At 62.1% G+C, this 11,913-nt stretch carries 7 protein-coding genes; 1 reads left to right on the top strand and 6 read right to left on the bottom strand.

From position 1 onward, the window contains the following. Positions 1-22 precede the first annotated feature (22 nt). Genes ATN37_RS15340 through ATN37_RS15330 form a run of 3 tightly spaced genes read right to left on the bottom strand, consistent with a single transcriptional unit; the run spans position 23 to position 2,391 of the window. Positions 23-844 (bottom strand): Cof-type HAD-IIB family hydrolase, encoded by an 822-nt coding sequence (locus ATN37_RS15340; protein WP_037131235.1) that lies wholly within the window; start codon positions 842-844, stop codon positions 23-25. 53 nt (positions 845-897) lie between these two features. Next, positions 898-1,632, bottom strand: coding sequence for a 1-acyl-sn-glycerol-3-phosphate acyltransferase (locus ATN37_RS15335; protein ID WP_058038054.1), 735 nt, complete (start codon positions 1,630-1,632; stop codon positions 898-900). 3 nt (positions 1,633-1,635) lie between these two features. After that, entirely contained in the window at positions 1,636-2,391 is a 756-nt protein-coding gene (locus ATN37_RS15330) for a 1-acyl-sn-glycerol-3-phosphate acyltransferase (RefSeq protein WP_003943903.1), read from the bottom strand. Between the two features lie 93 nt (positions 2,392-2,484). Between ATN37_RS15330 and ATN37_RS15325 the strand changes: the two genes are divergently transcribed. Then, complete coding sequence (locus ATN37_RS15325) at positions 2,485-3,324, top strand: hypothetical protein (protein ID WP_083057949.1); 840 nt, start codon at positions 2,485-2,487, stop codon at positions 3,322-3,324. A 10-nt stretch (positions 3,325-3,334) separates the two neighbouring features. Here the strand turns inward: ATN37_RS15325 and ATN37_RS15320 are convergent, their stop codons facing one another. The 3 genes from ATN37_RS15320 to serS all read right to left on the bottom strand — a co-directional run bounded on the left by ATN37_RS15320 (position 3,335) and on the right by serS (position 11,893). Then, entirely contained in the window at positions 3,335-6,517 is a 3,183-nt protein-coding gene (locus tag ATN37_RS15320) for an Ig-like domain-containing protein (protein ID WP_165638711.1), read from the bottom strand. Positions 6,518-6,769: 252 nt separating this feature from the next. Continuing rightward, positions 6,770-10,276, bottom strand: coding sequence for an Ig-like domain-containing protein (locus tag ATN37_RS15315; RefSeq protein WP_242692525.1), 3,507 nt, complete (start codon positions 10,274-10,276; stop codon positions 6,770-6,772). A gap of 363 nt (positions 10,277-10,639) precedes the next feature. Beyond that, entirely contained in the window at positions 10,640-11,893 is a 1,254-nt protein-coding gene (gene serS / locus ATN37_RS15310) for a serine--tRNA ligase (protein WP_007736032.1), read from the bottom strand. Positions 11,894-11,913: the final 20 nt, after the last annotated feature.

Here is an 11,913-nt window from a genome sequence, read left to right as displayed (position 1 = left end):
CGTCCTCGGGCGCTGGTGGGTTCTACGACCACCAGCGCTCGAGGACTTTTGCGACCCCGTGCGCCGAATTGGTGTCGGTGACCTCGTCGGCTGCGGCTTTGGCTTCGGGGTGAGCGTTGCCCATGGCAACGCCGAGGCGTGCCATCCCCAGCATCGGGATGTCGTTGGGCATGTCCCCGAAGGCAACCAGACCCGACAGGTCGAAGCCGAACCTCTCCGCGGCGGCAACCAGGCCCGACGCCTTCGTGATTCCCGGCGCCGAGAGTTCGATCAGTCCGTTCTCGGTGGAGTACGTCATGTCGGCGAGCGCACCGACGTGCGGAGCGAGCGTGTCGTACATCGCCGTGCTGGTCATGCCTGGACGGCGAATCAGGAGTTTGACGGCCGGCGCCGCAAGCACTTCGTCCTCGGACATCTCGGTGTTGTCCGGGTTGAGCCAGGCATGTTCGTAGTCCGGTGAGCTGACGAACTGTGGGGTGGCGGCGTCATGTGCGCTCTCCCCCACTCGTTCCGCGGCCAAACCTGCGCCCGGGAGTGCAACCAGTGCCAGCTCGGAGAGTTCGGTGAGTGCGTCGACCGACAAGGTCGCGGCGCTGAGGACGCGGTCGGCGTAGCTGTCGTAGACAACGGCTCCATTGGCGCAGACGGCGAGTGGCGCGTATCCCAAGCCCTCGACGACGGGCGAAATCCATCGCGGAGGACGCCCGGTTGCCAGCAGGAACGGCGTGCCGGATTCGACGACGGCATGCACGGCGGCGCGGGTGCGGGCACTGACCAACTCGTCGTGATCGATGAGGGTGCCGTCGACATCGGTCGCAACCAAGGTTGGGCGGTCAGGGCTGATACGACGGTCTGGGCTCACACCGCCATTGTGCCTGCCCGGTACGACGGTCTCGCTCAGCGCGCCCGCTTCGCGCGTTCCTGTGCGTCCATGGCCGCAGCTTCCTCCGGCGTCGGTGCGCCACCGCCGAGTCGACGAGGCACCCAGTACGCCCCGGGCTCGTGCACGAACCCGTCCTGCACGTGGCGCAGGATTGCATCCATCTCGATGCGCAGAATCTCGCTCAACGCTTCGGCGGGCTCGACCGGATCGATCGGTGCACCCACCTCCACCGAGATCGGGAAATGATTGCGGCCCAGATTTTTCGGTCCGCCCTTGGTGACGATCCGCTGGGCGCCCCAGACGATCAGCGGAATTATCGGAACGCCGGCGTCGATGGCCATCCGAGCTGCTCCGGATTTCATTTCCTTGATCTCGAAGCTCCGGCTGATCGTCGCCTCCGGGTAGACGCCCACCAGTTCGCCCCGTTTCAGGGCGTCGACTCCGGCTCGATACGCCTGCGCTCCGGCAGAGCGATCGACTTCGATGACACCGCATCCACGCATGAGGAAGCCGAGGACCTTGTTGTCCGCCAACTCGGCCTTTGCCATCACCCTGAGCTTGCGTTTCGCGGTGCCGACCGCCAGGGCCGCCGGTATGAAATCGAGGTAGCTCGTGTGGTTGATCGCGATGACGGCACCGCCGGACACCGGGACGTGCTCCGTCCCGGTGCGGGTGACTTTCACGCCCTGGAAACCGCTCAGACCACGCGCGACTACCTCGACAGCGGTGTAAACGGGTTCGAAGGACATCGGTCAGCCTTCGGACTTCCGCGCCTCGCGAGCCTTGGCTTTCGCCTCGGCCTCATCGGCATCCATCTTGTCGGCCTGCTCGAGCGTCGGCGCGCTGCCACCGAGGCGAGCCGGCACCCAGTACTCGCCGGCGGGATGGTCGTAGTTCTTCTGCAGATCGAGCAGCAACTCCTGCATCGTCGACCGCAGCTTCGCCGTCAGCTCACTCGCCGGCTCGAAAGGTGCAATCGGCTCGCCGACGGCAATGGAGATGGGAGTGTTGGTGCGGCCCAAACGCTTCGGATAACCCTTCGTCCACACGCGCTGAGCGCCCCAGATGACGACGGGAACGATCGGGACGCCCGCCTCGATCGCCATCCGAGCGGCGCCGGACTTGAATTCCTTGATCTCGAAGCTCCGACTGATCGTGGCTTCGGGGTACACGCCCACCAATTCGCCGCGCTTCAGGAAATCTACGGCCGCCTTGTAGGAGTCGGCGCCCGCGCCGCGGTCGACCGGGATGTGCTTGAGGGCCCGCATGATCGGTCCGGAGATCTTGTTGTCGAAGACCTCTTTCTTGGCCATGAACCGGATGTAGCGCTTCGGGGTCCGTGCCGGCAGTCCCGCATACGTGAAGTCCATGTACCCGGTGTGGTTGATCGCGATCACGGCGCCACCGGACGCCGGGATGTTCTGCTCTCCCTTGACGGAGAACTTCAGGCCCTCGAAAGCGAAGACGGTACGGGCGATGCCGATGACTGTTCTGTAAACGGGATCCACAGTTCGCTAGCGTAGACGGGAATCCGTGATCTGACCCGCAGCAGTTCTGGGGTGGATGTTGGTCAGAATGTCGCAAAAGGGGCGTACGAACGAATGAAGTCGGCAGGACGAGCGGCAGTGGGGGCAGTCGCACTCGCCATGACGTTGGCGATAACCGCATGTGAGGACGACGGACGGACGGGAATCCTGACGGACGAACCGTCTCCGCCGACGACTGAAACCACGACGACAACCACTCTCGCACCCACGACGACAATTGCGCCCGCTGCGCCGGTCGCGCCACCTCCGGTTGGTGACGTGCCCGGCAATCCGGCTGCTGCGCCGGCCTTGGCAGCTTGGGCAACGGACCTGGTGTCCTTGGACGTGGACGCGCTCACGAACGCATGCTGGACGATGCCGCCCACAACGATCGCCGACCGATACTCGGATGTTCCCGCCATCTTGGCGGCCATCGCCGCACCAGGCGTCGACGGCCAGTACGCGGTCACCTGGAGCGGCGGCGGACTCTCCGTCGCCGCCAAGCGCTCGGAGATCGCTTCCGGCTATGCGTGCCCGTTCGTCTTCCCTGCGGGGCAATCAAACTTCTACACCGCGGCCGACGCTTCCCACGCCGTCGTCAGGTTTCTCTCACGCGCCACGGGACGGCCGGTCAATACCCGCGACGTCGAGACGTTCTATCCACTGATCTGCCCCGGCAACAGCCCGTGGGATCCGGACGGCACCGGCGCAACCGGCCAGCCGCCTCTCAAGCTCGATCCGAATCAGCTGGCCGGTATCAAGTCTTTCGACGCCGACGCTGCAACAGTCAGTCCGGTTCGCGGCGACTACGTCCGTGTCACCCTGCCCGTCAGCGACGGAACCGGTAACTCGCGCTCGATGCAGTTCACCCTGTCGATCGGCCCCGAGGGATATTGCCTCGGGGCCGCGACCTGAACTGCTTCGGTCAGGAACCGAAGGGAAGGAAATCGCTCGAGCCAGCGCTGCCTGAACCGAGGCTGCCCGTGCCACCACCGGTTGCAGCCTTGACCTGAATTGCGTGGGCCGCCGAGGTGGAGCCTGTGAATCCGGCTGCGCCACTGTAGATTGCCGAAATCGAATGCGCGCCAGTTGTGGTGAAGGTGTGGTTCAGCGCCGCGATCCCGTTGACCACTGCAACAGCGTCACCGATCGGAGTATCCCCATCCATGAACTGCACCGTTCCACCGTTCTGCACCGAACTGACAGTCGCCGACAGGGTCACCGACTTGTTCACCACGGCATCACCAGGCACCGTCACCACAGTCTCCGTGGTGACATCCGAAGGCGCAGGGTCCGTTACATTCACCGTCCGCGCCTGGGCCGAGGATCCGACTACACCGGCTCCTCCCGAATAGACCGCAGTGATGCTGTGCGCACCCGCAGAGGTAAACGAATGCGTCAGGCCCGCAGCGCCGGCCGTAACCGCTTCAGGACCGCCGATCGCGACGCCACCGTCGTAGAACTGCACGGTTCCGACGCCGACAGCATCATCCGACGACGTTCGGACGGTTGCCCACAAGTCGGTCGCCACACCAGTTTTGGCGTCGGTCGGAATATTCAGTTCGACGACGGAATCCTGGTCGGCAACACTGACCTGAACTGACTTCGCACTCGCAACCGAGTTCTTGAATCCGGCACCAGCCGTGAAATCCGCGGTAATGCTCTGCGCGCCAGCGGCATCGAAGGAATGCGAGAGCGTCGCGGTCCCACCGGAAACCGTTACCGGGGAACCGATCGCCGCACCGTTCGACTTGAACTGCACCGAACCCACAACGTTGTTCGGAGCCACGGTAGCGGTCAGATCTACCGCCGTACCCGTAACCGCCGTAGCCGGAACCGAGAGCGACGTCGTCGTCTCGACATCCACTGGAGCCGGATCAGAGACCGTCACCGTGTGAGCCGACGCCGACGAACTCACAAACCCTGCACCGGCAGTGAAGTCAGCCGTAACACTCTGAGCACCAGCAGTATCGAAGGAATGCGAGAGCGTCGCAACACCCGACGTGACTGCCACCGGAGTGCCGATCGCAGTGCCATTCGACTTGAACTGCACCGTACCGACAGCGCTGTTCGGAGCAACCGTCGCGGTCAGATCAACCGCCGCACCCGTGATCGCCGTAGCCGGAACCGACAACGACGTCGTCGTCACCACATCCACCGGAGCCGGATCCGACACCGTCACCGTCTGAGCGGGCGCCGACGAGCTGACAAACCCTGCGCCAGCAGTGAAGTCAGCCGTAACACTCTGAGCACCAGCAGTATCGAAGGAATGCGAGAGCGTCGCGGTGCCACCGGACACCGTCACCGGTGAACCGATCGCCGTGCCATTCGACTTGAACTGCACAGTGCCCACCGCATTGTTCGGAGCCACCGTCGCAGTCAGATCAACAGCCGTACCCGTGATGGCAGTCGCGGGAACCGACAACGACGTCGTCGTCTCCACATCGACCGGAGCCGGATCAGACACCGTCACCGTCTGAGCAGGCGCCGACGAACTCACAAACCCTGCACCAGCTGTGAAGTCAGCCGTAACACTCTGAGCACCAGCAGTATCGAACGTATGGCTCAATGTCGCAACACCGCCAGTCACCGTCACCGGTGAACCGATCGCAGTGCCATTCGACTTGAACTGCACCGAACCCACAGCGTTGTTCGGAGCAACCGTCGCCGTCAGATCAACAACCGTACCCGTGACCGCCGTAGCCGGAACTTGAAGCGTTGTAGTCGTACTCAGCGCTGAGCTCGAGATCTCGATGGTCTGAGCTTGCGCGGTCGAACCACCAAAACCTGCAGTACCTGAGTAGACCGCAGTGATCGAGTGTGATCCCGTCGTGGTGAACGTGTGATCCAGGGTCGCCGCTCCGCCAGTCACCGCGATCGGTCCGCCGATGTCGATGCCACCGTCCTTGAACTGGACCGTTCCGCCGTTAGCTGCCGGTGAGATGTTTGCGGTCAGCGCGACCGAGGTCTGCTCGACGGCACTACTCGGGACTGTCAACGACGCAGTCGTCTGTACATCGGCAGCGGCCACGCTCACTGTGCGTGCTGGTGACGTGGATGTCAGAAACTCGAGAACACCGTCGTATACAGCGGTGATGGAGTGATCGCCTGCCGCGGTGAATGTATGTGGCAGTGTGGCAACGCCATTGACGACGGCCACCGGGGCGCCGATGTCAGTTCCGCCATCCTTGAACTGAACGGTGCCGCCTGTCGGTGCCGGGGAGACCTGCGCAACCAAATTGGTCGACTGACCGACCGTTGCAGCCGCGCCGGATGTCACTGTGGTCGAGGTCGCCGCCTGCGAGACGACGTTGACGGTGGCCAATGTCTGACCACCCGCATTCAACCCACCACCACTCGAATCGCGCGGAGAGCAGTTGTAGCGCTCCCAGTACCCCGGCCAAAGGGTCTCGTACTGCAAGAACGTGAACGCATTCTTCGGCGAATTGAACGCACCCGAATCACCATCTGTGGCACGCAACTTCGGCTGCACCGTACTACCCGCGGCACCGGCAACCACCGTCACGTCGATCGCGGGCAACCGGAAGGTCTTCCCTGCCCCTGCCTCGATTCCACCGTCACTGTTCTTGCTCGTGCTCGGGCCGTTACCGCCCTTGTTGTTCGAGTCAGCAGTCTGATTGTTCCCCGAAATACGCAGATGCGTACCCGCGCCATCCGGCGAACCGCCGTCGTTGATCCGAATCACCGACGGAGTTACACCGGACAAATTCGACGAAGTACCTGCCACGACCTGAGCATCCACCAACGACACCCCTGCAGGTATATCGAAGTCGTACTTGAGCCGCGTCCATTTACCGACACTGCGGCCTGCATGCCCACCCGTCGGCACCGACATCACGTTCGGCTGAACCCGATAGGTGAACGTCGACCCCGCCACCACCTTCTCCGGTGCAGACACCGTCACACCCGTCGAATGAAACACATCCGCGATATCAACAGCCAGATGTTCATAACCATCGCAACCCAGCTTGAACCCGATCGAGTTCTCCACCGCGGGAGATGACGTCGGAGCTGCCGAAGCAACGCCACCTGCCACCAGCACGCCACCGACCAACGCCGCCACCACGACCGCGGAACTTCTTCTCACCAACACGAACTCTCCTCAGCTAGCAACAGACGTGGATCGGGAACCGCACGGAAGGAGGTCACTCGAACAGAGCGGAAATCGGAATGGAGCTGGACGCTCGTACAGTACCCGTCAAAAGTAGTACTTGTATCAGTTATTTCAGACAAATATTCACGAACTGCCAATAGTTCAGCTAACGACCGATCAGCGATTCCCGAAGAGCAATGCCCCCTTGCACCTATGGGCGCAAGGGGGCATCACATCATCGGAGAATCATGAACCGAACGGCAGCGACAGTGAACCGAGCGAACCGGAGCCACCACCCCCGTTACCGACGTTCACAACCGATGCAGTCGACGTGGAACCCGTGACGCCCTGGGCTCCGCTGTAGACCGCGGTGATCGAATGGTTGCCGGTCGTGGTGAAGGTGTGACTCAGCACGGCCTGCCCACCGACAACATCAACGGCAGTTCCGATCGGAGTCGTTCCGTCGAAGAACTGGACGGTTCCCGACGTCGCGCCGGAAGAACTGACCACAGCCTTCAGCTGCACCGCCGTGCCGACCTTTGCCGAGGACGGAGCCGTCAACGACGTAGAGCTTTCGACATCCGACGGGGTCGGAACCGTGACATTGACTTCGACAGACTCCGCAGTGGACGACGTGAACACACCGGATCCACTGAATACAGCCGAGACTGCAAAGGTGCCTTCTGCTCCGAAGACGTGCGGGAGCTTGGCAACTCCGTCAACAACCGCGACCGGGGCGCCCAGATCGACTCCACCGATCTTGAACTGGACCGTTCCGCCGGAAGGCACCAGGGCGTCCGAGGGATCTTCGGACACTGTCGCGAAGAGATCAACAGGCAGTCCGACCTTGGCTTCACCCTGAACACTCAGCACCGTCTTTGTCGCCTTGTCGACCGGAGCCGGATCCGACACCGTCACCGTCTGAGCAGGCGCCGACGAACTCACAAACCCAGCACCAGCGGTGAAGTCAGCGGTAACACTTTGTGCGCCAGCAGCATCGAACGTGTGGCTCAATGTCGCAACACCAGCAGCCACCGTGACCGGTGAACCAATGGCCGTGCCGTTCGACTTGAACTGCACCGTGCCGACAGCGTTGTTCGGAGCCACGGTCGCGGTCAGATCTACCGCCGTACCTGTGATCGCCGTAGCCGGAACCGAGAGCGACGTCGTGGTCTCGACATCGACCGGAGCCGGATCGGACACCGTCACCGTCTGAGCCGATGCCGACGAGCTGACGAACCCTCCACCAGCGGTGAAGTCAGCCGTAACGCTCTGCGCGCCAGCAGTATCGAACGCATGACTCAATGTCGCAACACCCGCGGAGACTGTCACCGGAGTGCCGATCGCCGCGCCGTTCGACTTGAATTGCACCGTACCCACAGCATTGTTCGGAGCCACCGTCGCGGTCAGATCAACCGCGCTGCCCGTGATCGCCGTAGCAGGAACCGACAACGACGTCGTCGTTTCCACATCCACCGGAGCAGGATCAGAGACCGTCACCGTCTGAGCCGACGCCGACGAGCTGACAAAGCCAGCACCGGCGGTGAAGTCAGCGGTAACACTTTGTGCACCAGCAGCATCGAACGCATGCGACAGCGTCGCAACACCGCCACTCACCGTGACCGGAGTGCCGATTGCAGTGCCGTTCGACTTGAACTGCACCGTACCGACAGCAGTATTCGGAGCAACCGTCGCCGTCAGATCAACCGCCGTACCCGTGATCGCCGTCGCCGGAACCGAGAGCGACGTCGTGGTCTCGACATCCACCGGAGCCGGATCAGAAACGGTCACCGTCTGAGCAGGCGCCGACGAACTCACAAAGCCAGCACCAGCGGTGAAGTCAGCCGTAACACTCTGCGCACCAGCAGCATCGAACGCATGCGACAGCGTCGCAACACCGCCACTCACCGTCACCGGCGAACCGATCGCAGCGCCGTTCGACTTGAACTGCACCGTACCGACAGCAGTATTCGGAACCACGGTAGCGGTCAGATCAACCGCCGTACCCGTGATCGCAGTCGCCGGAACCGAGAGCGCCGTCGTGGTCTCGACATCCACCGGAGCCGGATCAGAAACGGTCACCGTCTGAGCAGGCGCCGACGAACTCACAAAGCCAGCACCAGCAGTGAAGTCAGCCGTAACACTCTGAGCACCAGCAACATCGAACGCATGGCTCAATGTCGCAACACCACCAGTCACCGTGACCGGAGTGCCGATTGCAGTGCCGTTCGACTTGAACTGCACCGAACCGACAGCATTGTTCGGAGCAACCGTCGCCGTCAGATCAACCGCCGTACCCGTAACCGCCGTCGGGGGAACCGAGAGTGACGTCGTGGTCTCGACATCCACCGGAGCCGGATCAGAAACGGTCACCGTCTGAGCAGGCGCCGAGGAACTCACAAAGCCAGCACCAGCGGTGAAGTCAGCCGTAACACTCTGCGCACCAGCAACATCGAACGCATGGCTCAATGTCGCAACACCACCAGTCACCGTGACCGGAGTGCCGATTGCAGTGCCGTTCGACTTGAACTGCACCGTACCGACAGCAGTATTCGGAACCACGGTAGCGGTCAGATCAACCGCCGTACCCGTGATTGCCGTCGCCGGAACCGAGAGCGACGTCGTGGTCTCGACATCCACCGGAGCCGGATCAGAAACGGTCACCGTCTGAGCAGGCGCCGACGAACTCACAAAGCCAGCACCAGCAGTGAAATCAGCCGTAACACTCTGAGCACCAGCAACATCGAACGCATGGCTCAATGTCGCAACACCACCAGTCACCGTGACCGGAGTGCCGATTGCAGTGCCGTTCGACTTGAACTGCACCGTACCGACAGCATTGTTCGGAGCAACCGTCGCCGTCAGATCAACCGCCGTACCCGTGATCGCCGTCGCCGGAACCGAGAGTGACGTCGTGGTCTCGACATCCACCGGAGCCGAAGCAATGCTGATCGTCGCGAGTGGACCTGCACCAGCGTTGAGAGGCGCGGTGTCCTTGTTCTCGCGAGGCGAGCACCGGGTCGGAGCCCACTGTGTACCAAGGAAACTCGCCTTTGCGAGCTGAGTGCTGAAGTTTTCGCTGGCACCGAGGTTGCCGGCCGCACCCGCGGTCCTCACCTTCGGCTGGATCACTCCCGTCGCACCAGCGACCATTGTTACGTCGACTGCGGGAAGTCGGAACCACGTGTCTCCGTTGCCGTTTGTCGAGCCATCGAGGTTCTTCTTGGACTTCGGTACTCGAATTCCACCCTCCGAGTTCGTGCTCGTCGTCGGACTGTTGCCGATCACCTGGTTGTTTCCTGACAACCGCAGGATCCCGCCGCTGCCGTCGACATTGCCAGAATCGTTGACTCTGAGAACATTCGGTGCGACATTGTCGAGTCCGATGGAGGTACCTGCGACGACGGTAGCGGAAACGTACGTCGCATTGCTCGGGATGGCATAGTCGATTTTCAGACGTGACAAGTTCGTAGTAGTCGCTCCGGAGTCCTTGTCCGGATATGACGTTCCGCTCGGCTGAATTCGGTAGGTGAAAGTCTCGCCGGGCTGGACAGAAGCCGGGGCGTCGACCGTGATGAGGTTGTCGGTGACCTTGTGGACGTCTCCGATAATCGATCCGGCAACGCACGCTGTTTTGAAACCGGTGGTCGAGATAGCAGCTGACGCGGGCGTGCCGACCAGCAGCATTCCGGCGACCATGGCGGTTCCGGTTATGGGCACGGCGAATCGCCGCAACTGAGAGATTTGGGGCATGGGCACTTCCTTCGGAAGGGCAAACATGAGCAGTGGATTCGGACAAAACGTGTGCGCGCCGTCACAACATAACGAAAAAACTAGTACGTGTACTACTTTTGGCAAGACACTTGTCCAATTCACCCCGGACTCACCCTCGTATCACCAGACGCGGGATGGAAAAGCAGGGTATGGAAACTCGATTGAACGCAAAACTATCGACAAAGCGGCCCATCGACAACGCTTTTGGTGGTCACCGCGCCAATCGGCGGGAAAAAGTTGATATTTCGTCAGTTCAGAAAAAGTTCCAAACCTACCAGTACGAAAGTACGAAAAGGGCCGCGACGGAGTCCGTCGCGGCCCTGATTGTGTTGGTTCAGCGTGTCAGCGAAGCACATCCGTGCCGACAAACGGCACCAATGCCTCGGGCACTCGCACCGAGCCGTCGGCCTGCTGATGGTTCTCGAGAATCGACACGATCCAGCGCGTCGTAGCCAAGGTGCCGTTGAGAGTGGCGGCCGTCTGCGGCTTGCCGTTCTCGTCGCGGTACCGAACTCCGAGGCGGCGGGCCTGGAACGTCGTACAGTTGGACGTCGATGTCAGCTCGCGGTAAGTGCCCTGCGTCGGGACCCATGCCTCGCAGTCGAACTTACGCGCAGCCGAAGAACCGAGGTCTCCGCCGGCGACGTCGATCACGCGGTACGGAACGTCGATGGCTGCCAACATGTCTCGCTCCCACCCTAGGAGACGCTGGTGTTCGGCGTCGGCGTCCTCGGGACGGCAGTACGTGAACATCTCGACCTTGTCGAACTGATGGACACGGATAATGCCGCGGGTGTCCTTGCCGTAGCTTCCGGCCTCGCGGCGGAAGCACGAGGACCAACCGGCGTAGCGCTTCGGGCCTTCGTTCAGTTCGAGGATCTCGCCCGAGTGGTAGCCGGCCATGGGTACCTCGGAAGTTCCGACGAGGTACAGGTCGTCATCCTGCAAGTGGTAGATCTCGTCCGAGTGAGCACCGAGGAAGCCGGTACCGGCCATGATTTCCGGGCGTACGAGCACCGGCGGAATCATCATCGTGAATCCGTTGGCGATCGCCTTCTGCGCAGCCAACTGCAGCAGTCCGAGCTGGAGCATGGCCCCGTAGCCGGTCATGAAGTAGAAGCGCGAACCCGAAACCTTGGCGCCGCGTTCCATGTCGATCAGGCCGAGCGACTCGCCCAGCTCGAGGTGATCCTTCGGCTCGAAGTCGAACTTCGGAATCTCACCGACGTGTTCGAGAACGATGTAATCGTCCTCGCCGCCCGCCGGCGCACCTTCTTGTACGACGTTGGAAATCGCGCGGTGTGCGGCGTCGAGCGCGGCCTGCGCCTCGTGCTGCGCGGCCTCGGCTTCCTTGACCTTTGCCGCCAGTTCCTTGGAACCTTCGAGCAGTGCGGGACGCTCCTCCGGAGATGCCTGTCCGACCTTCTTGCCGAAGGCCTTCTGCTCTGCACGGAGGTTGTCTCCGGTCAGAACGGCAGCGCGTCGGGACGCGTCGGCTTCGAGCAGAGCGTCGACCAGTCCTGGATCTTCTCCACGGGTGCGCTGCGACTCGCGGACGATTTCGGGGTTCTCACGGAGAAACTTGAGGTCAATCACGACTTCGAACTTTACCCACT

This window comes from Rhodococcus sp. MH15, assembly GCF_019266045.1.
GTDB classification, from domain to species: domain Bacteria; phylum Actinomycetota; class Actinomycetes; order Mycobacteriales; family Mycobacteriaceae; genus Rhodococcus_F; species Rhodococcus_F qingshengii.
This window is presented reverse-complemented; position numbering and strand designations above follow the sequence as displayed.

Excerpts from the sequence above, each read along its gene's own strand:
- ATN37_RS15335 (WP_058038054.1), bottom strand. The coding sequence starts at position 1,632 with ATGTCCTTCGAACCCGTTTACACCGCTGTCGAGGTAGTCGCGCGTGGT.
- ATN37_RS15325 (WP_083057949.1), top strand. The coding sequence starts at position 2,485 with ATGAAGTCGGCAGGACGAGCGGCAGTGGGGGCAGTCGCACTCGCCATG.
- ATN37_RS15315 (WP_242692525.1), bottom strand. The coding sequence starts at position 10,276 with ATGCCCCAAATCTCTCAGTTGCGGCGATTCGCCGTGCCCATAACCGGA.